An 18,880-nucleotide genomic window follows, 5' to 3' on the forward strand; every position below is an offset into this window, starting at 1 on the left:
GGCACAGGCTCTGAAGCCTGTGCTTACCCTTCAAGGTTAAGGAGTAGACCACTGCTGAATAAGGCGAATTTGCACTGATCGCACTAGTGCATTTGCACCTTATCTCTTACTTTTTAACCGCCGTTCGCCGGCAAATAGCCCGCGCTCACGCGCCCAGACAATGGCGGCGCTGCGGCTGTGCACGCCGAGCTTGGAATACACCGTGGCCACATGGTTGCGCACGGTATTGGGCGCCAACTCCAGGCGCAAGGCGATTTCCTTGTCGGCCAGGCCTTCACAGATCAACCCCAGCACGTCGCGCTCCCGGGCGGTGAGGTCGGTGAAGGAGACGCTCGGCAAATCGGGGCTGTTGACGCTCTTGGCGTTGGCCAGTTTTTCGATCAGGGTCTGGCTGAACCAGGAGGCGTCCTGCATCACTTCCTCGATGGCGGCCACCAGTTCCAGTTCCGAGCGTTTGCGTTCGGTGATGTTCATCAGCACCAGCAGGTAGCAGGGCACGTCCTGGATGCTGACGGTGTCGGCTGACAGCACGCAATCGATCACCTCGTTGCTTTTCTTGCGCACCTTGAGGTCCAGGCCGTCGAGGTTGCCGACTTTTTCCAGTGCAGCGAACAGCTGTGTGCAGGCCTGGGGGCTGTCGATAAAGTCGATGTTTTCGATGGATTTGCCGATCAACTCTTCACTGGTGTAGCCGGTGATGGTCATGAAGGCTTCGTTGATGTCCACCACCTGCTGGTTGGCGGCGCAGCACACCAGCGTCGGCACCGGTGTCAGGCGAAAGGATTTGGCGAAGCGTTCTTCACTCTGGCGCAGGGCGCTTTCGGCCTTGCGCCGGGGCTCCAGGTCAGTGAAGGAAAACAGCATGCAGTCTTCCTCGTTCATGTCCAGGGGTTGGCCGGCGACGATCACCAGCTTGCTGCCGCCTTCGGGCAGCTTCAGCTCGGCTTGCATCTGCGGGATGGTTGCACCTTCGCCCAGGCGCTGGATCGCCAACTCCTTGCGTTCAGCCTGCTCCAGCACATCGAGTTCGTACACCGAGCGGCCGATCACCTGGTCGCGGTTGTAGCCGGTCATCTCCAGGAAACCCTGGTTGACCTTGATGTAGCGCAGGTCGCTCAGGCGGCAGATCACCGCCGGCGCCGGGTTGGCGTTGAAAGTCTTTTCGAAACGCTGTTCAGCACTGGCCCATTCGGTAGCATCGCTGAGGATCAGTACCAGCAGCTCTGGCTCGCCAGCGACGTCAGTGAGCACCAGGCTGCGCAGGCGATGGACCCAGGTTTTTTCGTCGTTACCGGTTGGGGTGACTTCCACCACCACGTCGCTGAACTCCTCACCGTCCGCCACCCGGCTCAGCGGGTAGTTCTCCAGCAATAGCGGGTGGTTATTGCGGTAGCGCAAGGCGAAACGCGCGGCATATTCCCTGGTATTGGCGCCCAGCTCGGCGATGCTACCCACGCCGTGCATGGTCAGCGCGGCGTCGTTGGCCCAGAGGATGGTCTGGTCGACCTCGGCGAGAATCACCCCGTCGGACAACCCGGAGATGATCTGCTGCAATTGGCGGCGATTGGTTTCTTTGGCGAGGACGGCCTGGCTCATGGTTTCTCCGGGGAAGGTCGCATGAGAAGTACGACATCTGGGCCTCAGGATAGTGCAGAGAAAGTCCTGGGCGCATGGCGATTGCTACACGACGGGTGCCGCTGGCCTGATCGAGTCGGATGATCGTTCCTATGCAGAGCATGGGAACGATCAAAAATGTCTCGAATTGGATTTTTCCTGCGCTTGCCAAAACCAGCTGATTCTGGGAAAACCCCGGTCTGTGCAAACCTAACGAGATCCCCCATGAACAGCGAAGATCTACAAATCACCGACGTGCGCTTGGGCGACGGCAAAACCGTGGTCAAGGGCGCCCTGATCACCACGCAATACACCGGCACCCTGGAAGATGGCACGGTGTTCGATTCATCCTGGGAGCGCGGCAAGCCGTTCCAGTGTGTGATCGGTACTGGCCGGGTAATCAAGGGCTGGGACCTGGGGTTGATGGGCATGCAGGTCGGCGGTGTTCGTACGTTGCTCGTGCCGGCGCACCTGGCCTATGGCGAGCGAAGCATGGGCGCGCATATCAAGCCCAACAGTCATTTGCGTTTCGAGATCCAATTGCTGGAAGTGCTGACAAGGGATGATTGAGGAATAGGTGGGGTTGGTGTCGCGGGATCGAACGCACGCGCCTTAAAAATTGTTCGACCGTTCACCACCATTTTCTTGAACCTGCAGCGGTGCTGCTGATACTGTATAAAAAACCAGTACTGGTAACCCCCATGCAGTTGATCGAAAAGCTCAGCATCCTTGCCGACGCCGCCAAGTACGACGCGTCTTGCGCCAGCAGCGGTGCGCCCAAGCGCAGCTCCGAGGGCAAGGCGGGACTGGGTTCGACCGATGGCATGGGGATTTGCCACAGCTATACGCCGGACGGGCGCTGCGTGTCGTTGCTGAAGGTATTGCTCACCAACTTCTGCCTCTACGATTGCCAATACTGCGTCAACCGCCGCTCCAGTGACGTGCCCCGCGCGCGGTTCAGCCCGGAAGAAGTGGTGACCCTGACCCTGGATTTCTACCGGCGCAACTGCGTCAGCGGGCTGTTTCTCAGTTCCGGGATCATCCGTTCGGCGGACTACACCATGGAGCAACTGGTGCGGGTGGCCAAGCTACTGCGCGAAGAGCATGACTTTCGCGGTTATATCCACCTCAAGACTATTCCCGAAGCCGACCCAGCGTTGATTGCCGAGGCTGGCCGCTATGCCGATCGGCTGAGCGTGAATATCGAGTTACCCACGGACAAGAGCCTGCAGGTACTTGCGCCGGAAAAGCAGATTGTTTCGATCAAACAGGCAATGCAGACCATCTTTACCGGCGAGCAAACGGTCCTCAACGAACCCCGCTCGCCGCGTTTCGCCCCGGCCGGGCAAAGTACGCAGATGATTGTCGGCGCCGATGACACCGACGACAGTACCATCCTCCACAGCGCCGAGTCGTTGTACGGCAATTTCAAATTGCGCAGGGTTTACTACTCGGCCTTCAGTCCCATCCCCAATAGCCCGAAAAGCGTGCCCCTGGCCGCGCCGCCGTTGATGCGCGAGCACCGTTTGTACCAAGCGGATTTCCTCTTGCGCAGTTATGGTTTCAGCGCCAGCGAGCTGTTTCAGGGCCCGGGGCACCTGGCCCTGGATATCGACCCCAAGCTGGCCTGGGCCCTGGAACACCGCGATGTTTTCCCCCTGGATTTGAACCGCGCCGAGCCGACGCTGATCGCGCGAATTCCCGGGATTGGCCTGCGCACCACCCAGCGTTTGGTGGACCTGCGTCGGCAACGCAAGATCCGCTATGAAGACCTGGCGCGGATGCGTTGCGTGCTGAGCAAGGCCAAACCATTTTTCATCACCAGCGACTACCACCCACAGCAGGCGGAAAGCACCAGCGTGCTGCTGCGTGAGCAACTGCGGGACCGCCCGCAACCACAACAACTGGGGTTATGGGGATGATCAGCCTGGAATGCGACAACCTCTTCAGCACGTGGCGCGAGCAGGCGCGCTGGCTACTCAGCCATCAGATTGATCCGAGCCATGTGAGCTGGGGCGAGGCAGAAGTGGCTGACTTGTTTGCTACCGACGAGGCGTATCCGGCACACGCGGGACCATTCCAGGCACGGATTCCCAAGGCGCTGCTGGAACTGCTGGAGAGCGCCGCCTGTTATCACGGTGAACAGCGCTGGAGCCTGTTGTATGAAGTGCTGTGGCGCGTCAGTCATGGTGATCGCACGGCGATGCTGGCGGGGGACAAGCTGGGCAGCGAGTTGCATCGGCGGTTGAAGCAGGTGCAGCGCGAGGCTCATCACCTGCATGCCTTTGTGCGGTTCATCGCGCTGCCCACGGCGGCGGGGCCTGAGTTGCCCGAGTACGTGGCGTGGCATGAACCGGCCCACGACATTTTGCACAGCGCGAGCCAGCACTTTGTTGGGCGAATGGGCCGGCATCGCTGGTTGATCGCCACGCCTTTGGATGGGGTGTATTACGACGGCCAGAAACTGATTCATCAGCGCAGTTGCCCGCCGCAATGGCGGCAGATGGCGCAAAACGTCGAAGACCCCCATAGCGCCATGTGGCTGACTTACTACAGCCATATCTTCAACCCGGCACGGTTGAATCCCAAGGTCATGGAGGGGCACTTGCCTAGTCGATTCTGGAAGAACCTGCCGGAGGGCAAGTTGATACCGGGGTTGATCAGTGAGGCTCGCACGGGTAAGCAGCGGGATGGGCAGGCGAAGTTGATTGCGGCGCTGCCGGGCAAGCGGATTTCAAGCGGGCACGGTTAAGTGTGGGAGCCGGGCTTGCCCGCGATGCAGACGACCCGGTCCAGCAGCAGAGCCGAGTTGATGCTATCGCAGCGATCCGACAAGCCAGCTCCCACATGGGTTCTCCAGTGTTTAAGAAACCGGGTTTCAGGTTAATTCGGTCGCAGTATTCTTCACCACCGCCAACTCTGGATGCGCCACCAACTTATCGATGTGCAGCTCGCCGTTGTTCAACCAGATTTCCGTCAGCACCCGATAATGCTCCATGTCCCGGCAGCGCATGCGCAGGCTGTAGTCGAACGGGCCGCTGATCAATTGGCACTCGAACACCTGCGGGCAAACTTTGACGCAGGCCTCGAAGGCTTTCTGTGCCGAACGACCGCTCTGGTTGGAGAGGGCGACCAGCACCAGCAAGGAGAGCCCCGGCGAGACCATTTGCACATCGATGATGGCGCCATAACCACGGATCACCCCGCGTCGCTCCAGCTTGCGCACCCGCTCCAGGCAAGGCCTGGGCGTAAGGTGCACCAAGGAAGACAGCTTCTCGTAGGTAATGCGCCCCTGATGCCGCAGCACATCGATGATGGCTTCGTCGATGCGATCCAGCACTGGGGAAGAATGAGGGCCTTTTGCCTTGGTATCCATGGGGTTTGGTGTTCACTTCAAGCGGTTGGAAAGAAATTGCTGCAAGCGTTCGCTGTTGGGGTGATCGAGGATTTCGGCTCCGCCTTGTTCCTCGACCCGGCCCTGATGCAGAAACAGCACCTGGCTGGACACCTGCCGAGCAAAGCCCATTTCGTGGGTGACCATAAGCATGGTACGACCTTCCTCAGCCAACGTCTGTATGACTTTAAGTACTTCTCCTACAAGCTCCGGGTCTAGCGCTGAAGTGGGTTCGTCGAACAGGATGATCTCCGGTTCCATGGCCAGGGCACGAGCGATGGCCACTCGCTGCTGTTGGCCGCCGGAGAGAAACGCCGGGTATTGATCAGCCACCCGCCCCGGCAAGCCCACCTTGTCGAGGTACATGCGCGCGCGTTTATCAGCCTCTGCTGCGCTCATGCCCAACACCCGGCGCGGGGCCATGGTGATGTTTTCCAGCACGGTCATGTGGCTCCACAGGTTGAAGTGCTGGAACACCATGGCCAGCCGGGTGCGCAGGTTCTGCAATTGCGCCTGGTGTGGCGCACGCACGCCGGAACGGCCCTGACGCATTTCGATGCTGATGCCGTCGAGGGTGATTACCCCGGCGTCCGGCTGCTCAAGAAAGTTTATGCAGCGCAGCATGGTGCTTTTGCCGGAGCCACTGGCGCCGATCAGGCTGATCACATCGCCGTTGCGTGCATTGAGGGAGACGCCCTTGAGCACCTCATGTTCGCCATAACTTTTATGCAGGCCTTCGACCTTGAGTTTGACGTTGGCATTTTCCGCTACGACGGTAGGTTTTGCAGCGGGGCGTACATCAGCGGGATAAGCGGCCAGGGCCTGCGCGGACTGATTCATGGGTTAGCCTCGGGTAGGAACAAGAAAACGCATCCAGCGCTGTTCGGCCAGTCGAAACAGGCCCACCAGTGCAAAGGACAGCAGCATGTACAGCAGGGCAGCGATACCGAATGACTGGAACGTCAGGAAGGTCGCGGCATTGGCATCGCGGGCCACCTTTAGGATGTCGCCGATGGTGGCGGTAAACGCCAGTGACGTGGCGTGGAGCATCAGGATCATTTCGTTGCTGTAGGCCGGTAATGAGCGGCGCAAGGCCGCCGGGATCACCACAAACAGGTTTAACCGCCAGCCGTGCAAGCCGTAGGCCCGTGCCGCTTCGATTTCGCCGTGGGGAATGTTGCGAATGGCCCCAGCGAAAATTTCCACGGTGTAGGCGCAGGTGTTGAGTACGAAGGCCAGCAGCGTGCAGTTCAGCGCATTGCGGAAAAACTGGTTGAGCAGGGCGTTGTCCTGCACCACTTCCAGGCCATAGAGGCCGGTGTAGCAAATCAGCAACTGAATATAGAGTGGCGTGCCGCGAAACAGGTAGGTGTAGGGGTTTGGGGCGCAATGGAACCAAAAACCAACGTAAGCCCTACCACCTCCGCTCAGAGCCCTCTTCCCAGGCATCCGCCTCGATAAAACAATTGCGCATCTCGGCTTCCTGACTGATTTCGGGCTCCTGGTTTCGCGACCAGCCCGCAGACTTACCTGGCCCGGTCCTTTACCGAGCCGCTGGACCAAAGCGCGACATATTTCGTACAGGATTTCGGAAATGTCCTACATCGCGTCTGAGCCCCTTGTAATAGGATATTCGGCTGACTAAAAGGAGTGGTACGTATGGCTAACCATGGTTACATGACGATCACCGGCAAGGCTCAAGGACTGATTTCGGCAGGTTGTTCAACCCAAGACTCTATTGGCAACAAGTGTCAGACCGGGTATACCGACGAAATTATGGTTCTGTCTTACACCCACAACATGGTCAATATCGGAAATATTAATAAGCCAACACATAGTCCAATCCTGATCACCAAAAACGTTGATAAGGCTTCTCCGCTCCTCGCTCAAGCACTCTCATCTAGAGAAGAAATAAACTGTACAATCAGTTTTTATCGAGTTTCTTCTTTTGGCCTGCAGGAAAAATTCTATTCTATCTCGATCAGTGGCGGAATTATTGCTAACCTGACACTTGAAATGCCCCACGCTATTTTGCAGAACGACGCCGAACCGCAAGAACATGTAGCCATCCGTTACCGAGAAATCACGTGGACCCACCACGCTGCTGGCACCAGCGGATACAGCACGTGGGGAAATAACGAATGAAACCATCAAACGAAAGTTGCATGCCTGGTAGCTGTGACTACTGGATGGTTAGTGCCGCGGCTGGAAAACTTGGAAGCCAAGCTAGCACATTAGGTGTTAGACACATCAAAGACGGCACGCTGCGTTTACAATTCAACCGCGAAGTCGCTTATTATGCCAAAAGCATTGTTAATGATGTCTCGCAGGGCAAAAAAAGCCCTGAGCAGGGCCTACAGGACCTCAAAAACGAACAGAGCAGCCTGCTGAGCCAGTCATTTGAGATTGCTCAAAAAGGCGTGGGAGCAATCGCCGGGGCATTTCAAATCGCAATAGGGGCCGGAATCTGCTACGGCTCAGCCGGTACGCTGTGCCTATTCGCAGGTGCCCCCATGATGGCCCATGGTGCTAATAATCTCTATGAGAACGGACGTAACCTCTTAGAAAATCGTTCTGACACCCAAGGCCCCGTCAGGAAGATTTATCAGGAGGGCGCTAAACTACTCGGCGGCGGCGCACTTGAAGGGGATATGGCTTATGGTACTGTTGACTTAGGACTTTCTGCATATGGCGTCGGGAGAATGGTATTAAAGCCAGATGCTTGGCGCCTATTTAGATATATAAATACTGATTATATAAGGTCATATAAGACAATGGGGAGTAGTGCACTTATATTTGAAGGGGTTAGCGATAGCGTGACAGGTAGATCAATGTACCTGGAGTACAAAGGCAATGGCAAATAATATTATAGTTTCAATTGCATATCTAGTGCTGTCTTTGATAGTGTTGTCTTCTTTATATTTTTTGTCGAGATTTTTTTCTGGTGCGAAATTCAAGTGGGGATGGTTTTTTATATGCTTATCTCTAACTATTTTTTTTGGATCATTTCATATGAGTACCGTAAGGTACGGGTATGATATTATTTTCCCTGCACTAAAACCTATCCTTCAAGGTAATGATGCAGTTGGATGGATCGCATTTGTAAGTATTTTCCTCCACACATGCTGTGTTCCCACCCAATATGAGCCGAGGCGCTGGTTTTCACGAAAGTAAACTCACATCTAATCAGTCCCGCCTAGGATGCCCCACCCTGATCAATAAAGGGCATGACTGCCCCTCCGTGCGCACCTAAATATCGTCGTCCGGATTACGCTGTGGCCGCAACTCACCTCGGGCAACCTCTTCCGGTACTGCGAAGGAGTACCGTCCCAGCATCTCGGCATCACAGTCCCGCCGGCAATGGACGATGCCGAACGGATCGCGACGGTCATATTGCGCCTGGCCGTCGAGAACAACAGCAAGTTCGTGCGTGGCAAAAAGCGGGCAAAGGAGAACATCGAGCGTTACTGTCTGGAACCCTATGGCATGAAGCCGCTGGCGTCGGGTAACTACTCGTTGAGCATTCTCTATCGTAACGAGGAGGCACTGGATAAGACGGTACATGATCTGCTGACCGAGATCAGACAAGAGGCTGAGATGCGCAATTGCATTATCGAGGCGGATGACTGGGAAGAGGGCTCTGAGCGGAGGTGGTAGGGCTTACGTTGGTTTTTGGTTCCATTGCGCCCCAAACCCCAGCTTTTTATGGCAAGTGGGTTTGTGTGGTGAGCGGGCTCGCCACAAAGAATGCTTCAAGGTGGTGCGTCTTTTGTGTCGTTTATCCCAGCGATGACGCGCGTAATAGGCTGTTAAAACGCGAGTGGCAGCGCAATCGGCTGAAATACCCGTTAAATCGGCTTGTGGATCAACTTTTTCCAGCCTGCCCCTTACACAAAGCGGCAGGCCAGAGCGGTCTCAGGCGTGTTTTTTCTGCTGTGCGGCCGGCTGCTGTGCAAGCCGTGCAAACAGGTCCTTGGGATCGGCCAGATCCGGAACCAGTTCCAGTTCGCTGCCCACGTCCAGGGCCTTGGCCACGTCCAGTACGTACCGCAGGGCCGAGTAGTCTTCGATTGCAAAACCCACCGAGTCGAACAGCGTGACCTGGCGCGGATTTTCCCGGCCAGCCACTTGGCCGTTGATGACTTGCCACAGTTCAGTCACCTGGGAATCTTGCGGCATTTGCTGGATTTCGCCTTCGATGCGGCTTTGCGGTTCGTACTCGACGATCACCCGCGCACGCTCGACGATTCGTCGGTCCAGTTCGGTCTTGCCGGGGCAGTCGCCACCGACGGCATTGAGGTGCATGCCGGGCTCGATCATCTCGTCAGTGAGGATCGTGGCGTAGGCCTTGTCTGCGGTGACAGTGGTGACGATGTCGGCACCGCGTACGGCGTCAGCCACGCTGCTGGCCAGGATCACGTTGATCGCCGGGAAGGCCTTGAGGTTGTTCGCCAGCTTGGCGGTGGCCTTGGCGTCGATATCGAACAGGCGGATTTCATTGATGCCCAGCATCGAGTGAAAGGCCAGGGCCTGGAACTCGCTCTGGGAACCGTTGCCGATCAACGCCATGCTGCGGCTGTCTTCCCGGGCCAGGTAGCGTGCCACCAGCGCCGAGGTGGCGGCGGTGCGGATCGCGGTGGTCAGGGTCATTTCGCTGAGCAGCACCGGCTTGCCGGTGTCGACATCGCCGAGGGCGCCGAAGGCCATGACGGTGAGCATGCCGCTCTGGGTGTTTTTCGGATGGCCGTTGACGTACTTGAAGGCGTACAGCGAGGCGTCCGAAACCGGCATCAACTCGATCACACCTTCCGGCGAGTGGTTGGCCAGGCGTGCGCATTTTTCAAAGTCGTGCCAGCGCAGGTAGTCGGCGCGAATGTACTCGGCCATCTCGGCGATGCAGGTCAGCAGACCTTTTTGCGAAACCAGATAGCTGAGGTCGTTGACGTCGATATAACGGGTCATGGGAAGACTCCTTGTTGGTATGAGGGACGGGTTGGCAGATGCACTTCCGCCAACATACAGCGGGCACTGCCGCCGCCGATGCGCTCGATGTTGTCGATGTTCACCACCACCGGTCGGGTGTGGCGTTCCACGTGCTCGCGCTGGGTGGGCTTGAGGGAGTGCCAGGCGCTGGCGGACATCACCAGCAGCGGCTGGCCGTGGCGGTCGTGGACTTCCAGCATGTTGCCGGCGAAGGCTTCCAGCTGGTCGAAGTCCAGGGCCAGAATGTCCTTGCCAGTGTCGCGCAGGGAGTGTTCCAGGGCCAGGCGTTCGTGCTCTTCAGGCAGCGCTTGCAGGCAGGCCACGGCAAGGTTGCGGCCCACGCTCATCATCACGTTGCTGTGGTAGATCGGTGCGTGGTGGCGGTCGACGGCGTGAAACACGCAGACCTGGTAGTTCAAGCGTTCGGCAAACTGGCGCAAGGCATCGGAGTGAGTACGTCCTGAGTGGCAGGCGTAGCTGATGCGGTGCTGGCGGTCGAGGACCATGCTGCCGGTGCCTTCGAGGAACATGTTCTGTTCTTCGAGGTGGCTGAAATCGATGGTGTCGTGGATGGCAAAGCGTTGCTCCAGTACTTGCAGCACGCCTTTGCTGCGTTCCAGGCGACGGTTCTGGCCCTCCATCGGGTACAGCACCAGGCTGCCGTCGGCGTGGCTGCTCCACCAGTTGTTGGGGAAGATCGAATCCGGGGTGTGGGGCGCGAGGGTATCTTGCACCACCAGCACTTCCACACCGTGCTGGCGCAGGGTGTTGACATAGCCGTCGAATTCTTCCAGCGCTTTCTGCTGTGCGCTGTAGGGGTCCAGGGGAGCTTGCTGGAAGCGGTTGTTGATCGCGGTGTCCGGGTTGAAGGCAAAGCGTGCCGGGCGGATCATCAGAACGGTGTTAGTGGTTTGCATGGGGGCACGGGTCCATGGGTTGGGCAGTAAAGCTATTTTGTGCGCTATGGAGGCAGAATCCCGGTTGAAGTAGGGGCGTGACTCAGCCGGGAAAGCTGAAAAGCGGGGTTTTGCAGCGAAATCGGCTGCTAGGGTGGGCGTGGCATCTTTTTCGGTAAAAAATTCGATGCTGCTGCACGCTACAATATGGGTGTCAAGAAGGGGAAATCATGCCAACCGAAGTTCGTCTTGCCCAAACCGTCGATGCTGAAGGCATAAGCCAAGTCATTCTCGCGGCCCTGCACGACAACAACGCCCAGGATTACCCGGCTGACGTGATTGCGCGGGTGGCGAGCAACTTTACTCCCGACGCGGTGCTGCAATTGCTTAAGCGCCGAACCGTCTTGGTGGCGATCCAGGATCAAGTGATCGTCGCCACCGCCGCACTCGACGCTAATGTGGTGCGTTCGGTGTTCGTCAATCCGACGTTGCAAGGCCAGGGCATCGGCCGCCTACTGATGATCGAAATCGAACTGCGTGCCCGCGAGGCCGGAGTGACGGTATTGAATGTACCCTCCTCACTGACTGCCGAATTGTTCTATATCAAGTTAGGCTTCATTACTGTGCGCGACGTCTACCACGGTAACGAACGCACCCTGGTGATGGAGAAGGCATTGTCGTCACGCCATCCCATTGGCCCCTACCGCGACCGCCCACACCGTGCGCAGGTGGTGGCGCTGTGGCAGGCGGCCTTTGGTTATGACTCGGCGCACAACCTGCCGACCCTGGTCATTGATAAAAAACTGGCGGTCAACGACGGGTTGTTTTTTGTGGCTACGGACAAGAAAACCGTGATTGGCACCATCCTCGCCGGTTATGACGGGCATCGCGGCTGGTTGTATTCGGTGGCAGTGCATCCCGACTATCGCCGGCAAGGCTTGGGCGCCTCGTTGGTACGGCATGCCGAGCAGGCATTAACGGCCTTGGGCTGCATGAAGATCAACCTGCAGATCACTGGCGGCAATGATGCGGTAGTGGGTTTTTACGAGGCGCTGGGCTACGGGGCGCAGCCGCGGATAAGCATGGGCAAGAAGATCCCGGAAAACATCCCCGAATAAACAAGAAACCCGCCAAATAGGCGGGTTTCTTGTTTAAAGCAGGTGCAGGATCAAACCTTGACGATCCAACCCTCAGGCGCTTCAACATCACCCGATTGCACTCCGGTCAGCTCTTTATAGAGCTTCTGTGTCACCGGGCCGACGTCTTTTTCGCTGTAGAACACATGCAGCTTGTCTTTGTATTCGATGCCGCCGATGGGCGTGATCACCGCCGCTGTACCGCAGGCGCCGGCTTCCTTGAAGTCCGACAGCTTGTCGACGAACACATCGCCTTCGACCACTTTCAGACCCAGGCGGGACTTGGCCAGTTCGATCAGCGACAGGCGGGTGATGCCTGGCAATACCGACGGCGAGTTCGGGGTGACGAACGTGTTGTCGTGGGTAATCCCGAAGAAATTGGCCGAACCGACTTCCTCGATCTTCGAGTGGGTTTGCGGGTCCAGGTAGATGCAATCGGCAAAGTTGGCCTTTTTCGCCTGGGAACCCGGCATCAGGCTCGCGGCGTAGTTGCCGCCGACCTTGGCCGCGCCAGTGCCGTTTGGTGCTGCACGGTCGTAGCCGGAAATCAGGAAGTTGTGCGGGGTCAGGCCGCCCTTGAAGTAGGCGCCCACCGGGATGCAGAAGATCGAGAAGATGAACTCGGGCGCAGTGCGCACACCGATGTTGTCACCGGTACCGATCACGAACGGACGCAGGTACAACGCACCGCCGGTGCCGTACGGCGGAATGAAACGCTCGTTGGCGCGGACCACTTCCTTGCAGGCTTCGATAAAGTCTTCAGTCGGCACTTGTGGCATCAGCAGGCGTGCGCAGCTGCGTTGCATGCGCAGGGCGTTCTGGTCCGGGCGGAACAGGTTGATCGAACCGTCCTTGCAGCGATAGGCCTTCATGCCTTCGAAGCATTGCTGGCCGTAGTGCAGGGCGGTGGAGCCCTCGCTGATGTGCAGCACGTTATCTTCGGTCAGGGTGCCTTTTTCCCACTCGCCATTACGCCAGTGCTGGAGAAAACGCTTGTCGGTCTTGATGTAGTCAAAACCCAGCTTGTCCCAATTGATGCTTTCGTTACCCATGACACCCTCTATCTCTTGTCAACCGCCTGGTCGAAGGCAGGCGTGTGGTTTATTTCTGGATGGGCGCAACAATACTTCATTACCCGGTGCATTCGCACCCCCTTCAAAGGTGCAACGCGTGCCCCAAGGCCCGCAACGCCGCTTCCTGCACCGCTTCACCCAAGGTCGGGTGGGCGTGGATGGTGCCCGCCACGTCTTCCAGGCGTGAGCCCATTTCCAGGCACAGGCCAAACGCCGTGGACAGCTCGGACACACCGACACCCACCGCCTGCCAACCGACAATCAGGTGATTGTCGCGCCGCGCCACCACCCGCACGAAGCCGGTTTTTGACTCCAGGGTCATGGCGCGGCCATTGGCGGCAAACGGGAAGCTTGCGACGATGCAGTCCAGGCCAGCGGCTTTAGCTTCGTCCGGGGTCTTGCCGACCACCACCAGTTCTGGATCGGTAAAGCACACTGCCGGGATTGCCGCCGGGTTGAATTCGCGAGTTTTACCGCTGATCAGCTCTGCGACCATCTCGCCCTGGGCCATCGCGCGGTGCGCCAGCATCGGCTCGCCGCTCAGGTCGCCAATGGCCCAGACATTGCGCATGCTGGTCTGGCAGCGGCTGTCGATCTTGATCGCCGAGCCGTTCATGTCCAGGTTCAACGCTTCCAGGTTCCAGCCCTGGGTATTGGGTTTGCGACCGACGGCCACTAGCACCTGGTCGGTTTCCAGGGACAGGGTGTCGCCGTTGGGATCACGTACTTGCAGGGTGTTGTGTTCAAAGCCGGTGACGCTGTGTTTCAGGTACAACTTGACCCCCAGTTGCTTGAGGGATTCGGCCACCGGCTGCGTCAGCTCGGCGTCGTAGGCTGGCAGGATACGGTCCTGGGCCTCGACCACGCTGACGTCGGACCCCAACTTGCGATAGGCAATCCCCAGCTCCAGCCCGATGTAACCACCGCCGACTACGATCAGGCGCCTGGGTACTTTCGTCGGCGCCAAGGCCTCGGTGGAAGAGATGATTGGCCCGCCAATTGGCAGCATTGGCAGGTTGACGCTTTTCGAACCGGTGGCCAGCAACAGGTGCTCGCACTGGATGCGCTGGTCGCCAACCGCCACAGTCTTGCCATCGATGACCTTGGCCCAGCCTTGGATGACCTGCACCTTGTGTTTCTTCAGCAGCGCGGCAACACCGGTGGTCAGGCGGTCAACGATGCCGTCTTTCCACGCCACGCTTTTGCCGATGTCCAGGGTGGGTACGTCGACCTCGATCCCCAGGTGGGAACCCTGGCTGTGGTGCACGGTTTGCTGGAACTGTTCGGCAACGTGAATCAGTGCCTTGGACGGAATGCAGCCGATATTCAGGCAGGTACCGCCCAGCGACTGGCCCTCCACCAGAATGGTCGGGATGCCCAGTTGGCCGGCACGAATCGCCGCCACGTAACCGCCAGGGCCGCCGCCGATAATCAGCAGTGTGGTATTTAATGATTGAGACATGCCTTACTCCAGAAACAGGCTGGCGGGTTGTTCGAGCAGGCCACGGATGGCCTGGATGAATTGCGCCGCGTCCATGCCATCGACCACCCGGTGATCGAAGGAGCTGGAGAGGTTCATCATCTTGCGGATCACGATCTGCCCCTTGATCACCATGGGTCGCTCAACGATGCGGTTGACGCCGACGATGGCTACTTCCGGCAGGTTCAGCACCGGTGTGCTGACAATCCCGCCCAAGGCGCCGAGGCTGGTCAACGTGATGGTCGAGCCCGACAGCTCATCACGGCTGGCCTTGCCATTGCGCGCGGCGGCTGCCAGGCGGGTGATCTCTTCGGCATTGCCCCACAGGCTGCGGGACTCGGCGTGACGCACCACCGGAACCATCAGGCCGATATCGCTTTGGGTGGCGACGCCGACATGCACCGCGCCCAGGCGAGTGATGATCTGGGCTTCATCGTCGTAACGCGCGTTGATCTGCGGGAAGTCCCGCAACGCCACGACCATGGCCCGCACCAGAAACGGCAGCAAGGTCAGCTTGCCGCGGGTGGCGCCGTGTTTTTCATTGAGGTGTACCCGCAACTCGTCGAGGGCAGTGACGTCGATCTCTTCCACGTAGCTGAAATGCGCGGCACGCCGGGTGGCGTCCTGCATGCGCTGGGCGATCTTGCGGCGCATGCCGATCACCGGGATTTGCTGTTCGTCATTGCGTTCGGCGTAAGGGTTGGATGCTGCCGAACTTTTTGCCGGACCCTGCAGCAAATACGCCTCAAGGTCTTCATGCAAAATCCGCCCGGCTGGGCCGGAGCCCTGGACCAGGCGTAGTTGAATACCTGCATCCAGCGCATGCTTGCGCACGGCTGGGGAGGCCAACGGACGCTCGTCGGCATCACGGGCTACCGGGGCTTGAGCAACGACCGGCTTGGTCGCTGGTTTGCTTTCAATGGCCGGGGCCTTGGCTTCGACCTTCGGCGCAGGTACAGGTGCCGCTTCCGCTTCCTCTACCACAGACGACAACGCCGACTCCTTGGTATTGCCTGCGCCTTCCACTTCAATACTGATCAGAATGCTGCCCACCGCCATCACTTCACCCGGCTCACCGCCCAGGGATATCACCTTGCCATGGACCGGCGAGGGAATATCCACCATCGCCTTGTCGGTCATCACGTCCGCCAGCACCTGATCCTCTACCACCAGATCGCCAACCTTGACGTACCAGACCGATAGTTCAACTTCTGCGATGCCTTCGCCAATGTCCGGCATCTTGATAACGTGCGTGCCCATTCAGACCTCCATAACCCGATGCAAAGCCGCGCCCACACGGGACGGACCAGGGAAGTACGCCCACTCTTGCGCGTGGGGATACGGGGTATCCCAACCGGTGACGCGCTCGATAGGCGCTTCCAGGTAGTGGAAGCAATGTTCCTGAACCAGCGCCACCAATTCGGCGCCGAAACCGCAGGTGCGGGTGGCTTCGTGGACAATCACGCAACGACGGGTTTTCTTCACCGAGTTGACGATGGTTTCCAGGTCCAGCGGCCATAGGCTTCGCAGGTCGATGACTTCGGCATCAATGCCGCTTTCTTCAGCAGCCACTTGCGACACATACACCGTGGTGCCGTAGGTCAGGATGGTTACCTCCGAGCCCGGACGAGTGATGGCGGCGACGTCCAGCGGCACGGTGTAGTAACCATCCGGGACTTGCGCGGCGGGGTGTTTCGACCACGGGGTTACCGGGCGGTCGTGGTGGCCGTCGAACGGGCCGTTGTACAGGCGCTTGGGTTCGAGAAAAATCACCGGGTCATCGTTTTCGATGGAGGCGATCAGCAGGCCCTTGGCGTCGTAAGGGTTGGACGGCATCACCGTGCGCAGGCCGCAGACCTGGGTGAACACCGCTTCAATACTCTGGCTGTGGGTCTGGCCGCCATAGATGCCGCCGCCGCAAGGCATGCGCAGGGTCATCGGTGCGGTGAACTGGCCGGCCGAGCGATAACGCAGGCGCGCCGCTTCGGAAATGATCTGGTCGGAAGCCGGGTAGACGTAGTCGGCGAACTGGATTTCCGCCACCGGGCGCAGGCCATAGGCACCCATGCCCACGGCGACACCAACGATGCCGCTTTCCGAGATCGGCGCGTCGAACACCCGCGAGGTGCCGTACTTGTTTTGCAGGCCTTCAGTGCAACGGAACACGCCGCCGAAATAGCCGACGTCCTGGCCGAACACCACGACATTGTCGTCACGCTCAAGCATCACATCCATGGCCGAGCGCAGGGCCTGAATCATGGTCATGGTGGTGGTGGTCATGGCGGTTTCCAGCTCGATAGTGTTGTTGTGATCGTTCATGTCAGACCCCCAACTCTTGACGCTGGCGCTTCAAGTGCTCCGGCATCTCTTTATAGACGTCTTCGAACATGGTCGCGGCGCTTGGAATCTGGCCGCCGGCGAGGGTGCCGTACTGTTCGGCTTCTTTCTGGGCCTTGATCACTTCGGCTTCCAGTTCCGCGCTGACGGCAGCGTGTTCCTCTTCGGACCACTGGCCGATACGGATCAAGTGCTGCTTGAGGCGCAGGATCGGATCGCCCAGGGGGAAGTGGCTCCAGTCGTCGGCGGGACGGTACTTGGACGGATCATCGGAGGTGGAGTGGGGGCCGGCGCGGTAGGTGACCCATTCGATCAGGGTCGGCCCCAGGTTGCGCCGGGCGCGCTCGGCGGCCCAGGCGGAGGCGGCGTACACCGCGATAAAGTCGTTGCCGTCTACCCGCAGGGAGGCAATCCCGCAACCCACGCCGCGTCCGGCAAAGGTGGTGGCTTCACCGCCGGCGATGGCCTGGAAGGTGGAGATCGCCCACTGGTTATTCACCACGTTGAGAATCACCGGCGCCCGATAGACGTGGGCGAAGGTGAGGGCGGTGTGGAAGTCTGATTCAGCTGTGGCGCCATCACCGATCCAGGCCGAGGCAATCTTGGTATCGCCCTTGATCGCCGAGGCCATGCCCCAGCCCACGCCCTGTACAAATTGGGTCGCCAGGTTGCCGGAAATGGTGAAGAAGCCGGCTTCGCGCACCGAGTACATGATCGGCAACTGACGGCCCTTGAGCGGGTCGCGCTCGTTGGACAGCAGTTGGCAGATCAGGTCCACCAGCGGCACTTCGCGGGCCATCAGGATGCTTTGCTGGCGGTAGGTGGGGAAGCACATGTCGTCAATGTTCAAGGCCAGGGCCTGGGCGCTGCCGATGGCTTCTTCGCCAAGGCTTTGCATGTAGAACGACATTTTTTTCTGACGCTGGGCGACCACCATGCGGTTGTCGAAGATCCGCGTCTTGAGCATTGCACGCATGCCCTTGCGCAGGATTTCGACGGGTACGCCTTCAGCCCATGGGCCAAGGGCCTGGCCCTGATCGTCGAGCACGCGGATCAGGCCCTTGGCCAAGTCGGCGGTGTCGGCGGGTTCAACGTCAATGGCGGGTTTGCGCACCGTACCGGCATCGGTCAGACGCAGGTAGGTAAAGTCAGTTTTGCAGCCTGGACGGCCGGAAGGCTCGGGAACGTGCAGGCGCAGCGGTTCGTATTGCTGATTCATGGCTTTCTACGCTCGATCTTGTGAATTTCTTGTAGTGGGCGCGCTTAGCTGACAGTCAGTCTTCGGGTAGAAGAAATCTTGTCCTACAACAATCATAGGCTGGGCGTAGGAGAATATTTCTCTCTGTTTCGTTGCGCTTCAGTTCATTTGAGGATAAAAAAACTGCATAAACATAATAAACAGGTGGTTTTGTCTCATGCGTAAGCTGGACCGTATCGATATCGGGATTCTCAACAGCCTCCAGGAGAACGCCCGCATCACCAACGCCGACCTTGCCCGCTCGGTCAACCTGTCACCCACGCCGTGCTTTAACCGGGTCAAGGCCATGGAAGAGCTGGGGCTTATTCGCGACCAGGTGACGCTTCTGGACGCCGATTTGCTGGGGCTGCACGTCAATGTGTTCATCCATGTCAGCCTGGAAAAGCAGAACGAGGAGGCGTTGCAGCAGTTCGAAGGGGCGATTTCTGATCGGCCGGAGGTGATGGAGTGCTATTTGATGGCCGGCGATCCCGACTATTTGATTCGGGTATTGGTGCCGACCATCCAGTCGTTGGAGCGCTTCATGATGGACTTTCTGACCAAGGTGCCCGGCGTGGCGAATATCCGCTCCAGCTTCGCGCTCAAGCAGGTGCGCTACAAGACGGCGCTACCGTTGCCGCCAGATGGCCTGATGTTGAGCAAGCCGTAAGCGCCAGCCTTGACCAGCGACGGGGGGGCGTCGTCGCTGCGTTATAAGGTGAAGTTTCCC

The 18,880-nt window shown here is 58.7% G+C and carries 18 protein-coding genes and 1 pseudogene; 8 read left to right on the plus strand and 11 right to left on the minus strand.

Going from position 1 to position 18,880, the window contains the following annotated elements; all coding sequences use genetic code 11:
- Positions 1–99: 99 nt before the first annotated feature.
- Complete coding sequence (locus tag AAEZ06_RS19905) at positions 100–1,596, minus strand: PAS domain S-box protein (RefSeq protein WP_149413084.1); 1,497 nt, start codon at positions 1,594–1,596, stop codon at positions 100–102.
- A gap of 243 nt (positions 1,597–1,839) precedes the next feature.
- Between AAEZ06_RS19905 and AAEZ06_RS19910 the strand changes: the two genes are divergently transcribed.
- The 3 genes from AAEZ06_RS19910 (at position 1,840) to AAEZ06_RS19920 (ending at position 4,366) form a co-directional block, all read left to right on the plus strand.
- Positions 1,840–2,184 carry an FKBP-type peptidyl-prolyl cis-trans isomerase gene (locus AAEZ06_RS19910; protein ID WP_149413083.1) on the plus strand — a complete coding sequence of 115 codons (345 nt, stop codon included), beginning with the start codon at positions 1,840–1,842 and terminating at the stop codon, positions 2,182–2,184.
- Between the two features lie 131 nt (positions 2,185–2,315).
- The gene (locus AAEZ06_RS19915) at positions 2,316–3,536 is read left to right on the plus strand and encodes a putative DNA modification/repair radical SAM protein (protein ID WP_149413082.1); all 1,221 of its coding nucleotides are present in this window, start codon (positions 2,316–2,318) and stop codon (positions 3,534–3,536) included.
- Complete coding sequence (locus tag AAEZ06_RS19920; RefSeq protein ID WP_149413081.1) at positions 3,533–4,366, plus strand: TIGR03915 family putative DNA repair protein; 834 nt, start codon at positions 3,533–3,535, stop codon at positions 4,364–4,366. The genes AAEZ06_RS19915 and AAEZ06_RS19920 overlap by 4 nt, the downstream gene beginning before the upstream one ends.
- Positions 4,367–4,492: 126 nt before the next feature.
- Here the strand turns inward: AAEZ06_RS19920 and AAEZ06_RS19925 are convergent, their stop codons facing one another.
- From AAEZ06_RS19925 to AAEZ06_RS19935, 3 genes and pseudogenes are all read right to left on the minus strand, one after another.
- Positions 4,493–4,990: an Lrp/AsnC family transcriptional regulator gene (locus tag AAEZ06_RS19925; protein WP_149413080.1), complete on the minus strand. Its 498-nt coding sequence runs from the start codon at positions 4,988–4,990 to the stop codon at positions 4,493–4,495.
- 12 nt (positions 4,991–5,002) lie between these two features.
- Positions 5,003–5,848 (minus strand): ABC transporter ATP-binding protein, encoded by an 846-nt coding sequence (locus AAEZ06_RS19930; protein ID WP_256666202.1) that lies wholly within the window; start codon positions 5,846–5,848, stop codon positions 5,003–5,005.
- Between the two features lie 3 nt (positions 5,849–5,851).
- Positions 5,852–6,382, minus strand: a pseudogene (locus AAEZ06_RS19935) (ABC transporter permease subunit); the annotation flags it as partial.
- Between the two features lie 285 nt (positions 6,383–6,667).
- Between AAEZ06_RS19935 and AAEZ06_RS19940 the strand changes: the two are divergent.
- The 3 genes from AAEZ06_RS19940 (at position 6,668) to AAEZ06_RS19950 (ending at position 8,665) form a co-directional block, all read left to right on the plus strand.
- The gene (locus AAEZ06_RS19940; protein WP_350615817.1) at positions 6,668–7,153 is read left to right on the plus strand and encodes an Hcp family type VI secretion system effector; all 486 of its coding nucleotides are present in this window, start codon (positions 6,668–6,670) and stop codon (positions 7,151–7,153) included.
- Positions 7,150–7,872: a DUF4225 domain-containing protein gene (locus tag AAEZ06_RS19945; protein ID WP_350615819.1), complete on the plus strand. Its 723-nt coding sequence runs from the start codon at positions 7,150–7,152 to the stop codon at positions 7,870–7,872. Before AAEZ06_RS19940 ends, AAEZ06_RS19945 begins: the two co-directional genes overlap by 4 nt.
- 496 nt (positions 7,873–8,368) lie before the next feature.
- Positions 8,369–8,665 (plus strand): hypothetical protein, encoded by a 297-nt coding sequence (locus AAEZ06_RS19950; protein WP_256666198.1) that lies wholly within the window; start codon positions 8,369–8,371, stop codon positions 8,663–8,665.
- Positions 8,666–8,923: 258 nt separating this feature from the next.
- On the opposite strand, the gene ocd is transcribed toward AAEZ06_RS19950, so the two are convergent.
- Together ocd and ctlX are read right to left on the minus strand one after the other, a co-directional pair.
- On the minus strand, positions 8,924–9,970 hold the full coding sequence (ocd, locus tag AAEZ06_RS19955) for an ornithine cyclodeaminase (protein WP_350615821.1): 1,047 nt from the start codon (positions 9,968–9,970) through the stop codon (positions 8,924–8,926).
- The gene (ctlX, locus tag AAEZ06_RS19960) at positions 9,967–10,908 is read right to left on the minus strand and encodes a citrulline utilization hydrolase CtlX (protein WP_350615823.1); all 942 of its coding nucleotides are present in this window, start codon (positions 10,906–10,908) and stop codon (positions 9,967–9,969) included. Before ctlX ends, ocd begins: the two co-directional genes overlap by 4 nt.
- 209 nt (positions 10,909–11,117) lie before the next feature.
- On the opposite strand from ctlX, the gene AAEZ06_RS19965 reads away from it, so the two are divergent.
- On the plus strand, positions 11,118–12,005 hold the full coding sequence (locus tag AAEZ06_RS19965; RefSeq protein WP_350615825.1) for a GNAT family acetyltransferase: 888 nt from the start codon (positions 11,118–11,120) through the stop codon (positions 12,003–12,005).
- A 50-nt stretch (positions 12,006–12,055) separates the two neighbouring features.
- On the opposite strand, the gene AAEZ06_RS19970 is transcribed toward AAEZ06_RS19965, so the two are convergent.
- The 5 genes from AAEZ06_RS19970 to AAEZ06_RS19990 form a co-directional block, all read right to left on the minus strand.
- Entirely contained in the window at positions 12,056–13,075 is a 1,020-nt protein-coding gene (locus tag AAEZ06_RS19970) for a branched-chain amino acid aminotransferase (protein ID WP_149413076.1), read from the minus strand.
- A 103-nt stretch (positions 13,076–13,178) separates the two neighbouring features.
- A complete protein-coding gene (gene lpdA, locus AAEZ06_RS19975; protein WP_350615827.1) occupies positions 13,179–14,558 on the minus strand; it encodes a dihydrolipoyl dehydrogenase in 1,380 nt (459 codons plus the stop codon).
- 3 nt (positions 14,559–14,561) lie between these two features.
- Positions 14,562–15,836 (minus strand): dihydrolipoamide acetyltransferase family protein, encoded by a 1,275-nt coding sequence (locus tag AAEZ06_RS19980; protein ID WP_350615829.1) that lies wholly within the window; start codon positions 15,834–15,836, stop codon positions 14,562–14,564.
- Positions 15,837–16,895 carry an alpha-ketoacid dehydrogenase subunit beta gene (locus AAEZ06_RS19985; protein WP_133100382.1) on the minus strand — a complete coding sequence of 353 codons (1,059 nt, stop codon included), beginning with the start codon at positions 16,893–16,895 and terminating at the stop codon, positions 15,837–15,839.
- Position 16,896: 1 nt separating this feature from the next.
- The gene (locus AAEZ06_RS19990) at positions 16,897–18,132 is read right to left on the minus strand and encodes a 3-methyl-2-oxobutanoate dehydrogenase (2-methylpropanoyl-transferring) subunit alpha (RefSeq protein WP_149415051.1); all 1,236 of its coding nucleotides are present in this window, start codon (positions 18,130–18,132) and stop codon (positions 16,897–16,899) included.
- 196 nt (positions 18,133–18,328) lie between these two features.
- On the opposite strand from AAEZ06_RS19990, the gene AAEZ06_RS19995 reads away from it, so the two are divergent.
- Positions 18,329–18,820 (plus strand): Lrp/AsnC family transcriptional regulator, encoded by a 492-nt coding sequence (locus tag AAEZ06_RS19995; protein WP_133100380.1) that lies wholly within the window; start codon positions 18,329–18,331, stop codon positions 18,818–18,820.
- Positions 18,821–18,880: the final 60 nt, after the last annotated feature.

Origin of the sequence: Pseudomonas sp. HY7a-MNA-CIBAN-0227, from assembly GCF_040310325.1 — a bacterium.
Lineage (GTDB): Bacteria > Pseudomonadota > Gammaproteobacteria > Pseudomonadales > Pseudomonadaceae > Aquipseudomonas.

Excerpts from the sequence above, each read along its gene's own strand:
- AAEZ06_RS19910 (WP_149413083.1), top strand. The coding sequence starts at position 1,840 with ATGAACAGCGAAGATCTACAAATCACCGACGTGCGCTTGGGCGACGGC.
- AAEZ06_RS19920 (WP_149413081.1), top strand. The coding sequence starts at position 3,533 with ATGATCAGCCTGGAATGCGACAACCTCTTCAGCACGTGGCGCGAGCAG.
- AAEZ06_RS19930 (WP_256666202.1), bottom strand. The coding sequence starts at position 5,848 with ATGAATCAGTCCGCGCAGGCCCTGGCCGCTTATCCCGCTGATGTACGC.
- AAEZ06_RS19925 (WP_149413080.1), bottom strand. The coding sequence starts at position 4,990 with ATGGATACCAAGGCAAAAGGCCCTCATTCTTCCCCAGTGCTGGATCGC.
- AAEZ06_RS19980 (WP_350615829.1), bottom strand. The coding sequence starts at position 15,836 with ATGGGCACGCACGTTATCAAGATGCCGGACATTGGCGAAGGCATCGCA.
- AAEZ06_RS19945 (WP_350615819.1), top strand. The coding sequence starts at position 7,150 with ATGAAACCATCAAACGAAAGTTGCATGCCTGGTAGCTGTGACTACTGG.
- AAEZ06_RS19965 (WP_350615825.1), top strand. The coding sequence starts at position 11,118 with ATGCCAACCGAAGTTCGTCTTGCCCAAACCGTCGATGCTGAAGGCATA.
- ctlX (WP_350615823.1), bottom strand. The coding sequence starts at position 10,908 with ATGCAAACCACTAACACCGTTCTGATGATCCGCCCGGCACGCTTTGCC.
- AAEZ06_RS19970 (WP_149413076.1), bottom strand. The coding sequence starts at position 13,075 with ATGGGTAACGAAAGCATCAATTGGGACAAGCTGGGTTTTGACTACATC.
- AAEZ06_RS19995 (WP_133100380.1), top strand. The coding sequence starts at position 18,329 with ATGCGTAAGCTGGACCGTATCGATATCGGGATTCTCAACAGCCTCCAG.
- lpdA (WP_350615827.1), bottom strand. The coding sequence starts at position 14,558 with ATGTCTCAATCATTAAATACCACACTGCTGATTATCGGCGGCGGCCCT.
- AAEZ06_RS19950 (WP_256666198.1), top strand. The coding sequence starts at position 8,369 with ATGGACGATGCCGAACGGATCGCGACGGTCATATTGCGCCTGGCCGTC.
- AAEZ06_RS19905 (WP_149413084.1), bottom strand. The coding sequence starts at position 1,596 with ATGAGCCAGGCCGTCCTCGCCAAAGAAACCAATCGCCGCCAATTGCAG.
- AAEZ06_RS19990 (WP_149415051.1), bottom strand. The coding sequence starts at position 18,132 with ATGAATCAGCAATACGAACCGCTGCGCCTGCACGTTCCCGAGCCTTCC.
- AAEZ06_RS19985 (WP_133100382.1), bottom strand. The coding sequence starts at position 16,895 with ATGAACGATCACAACAACACTATCGAGCTGGAAACCGCCATGACCACC.
- AAEZ06_RS19940 (WP_350615817.1), top strand. The coding sequence starts at position 6,668 with ATGGCTAACCATGGTTACATGACGATCACCGGCAAGGCTCAAGGACTG.
- AAEZ06_RS19915 (WP_149413082.1), top strand. The coding sequence starts at position 2,316 with ATGCAGTTGATCGAAAAGCTCAGCATCCTTGCCGACGCCGCCAAGTAC.
- ocd (WP_350615821.1), bottom strand. The coding sequence starts at position 9,970 with ATGACCCGTTATATCGACGTCAACGACCTCAGCTATCTGGTTTCGCAA.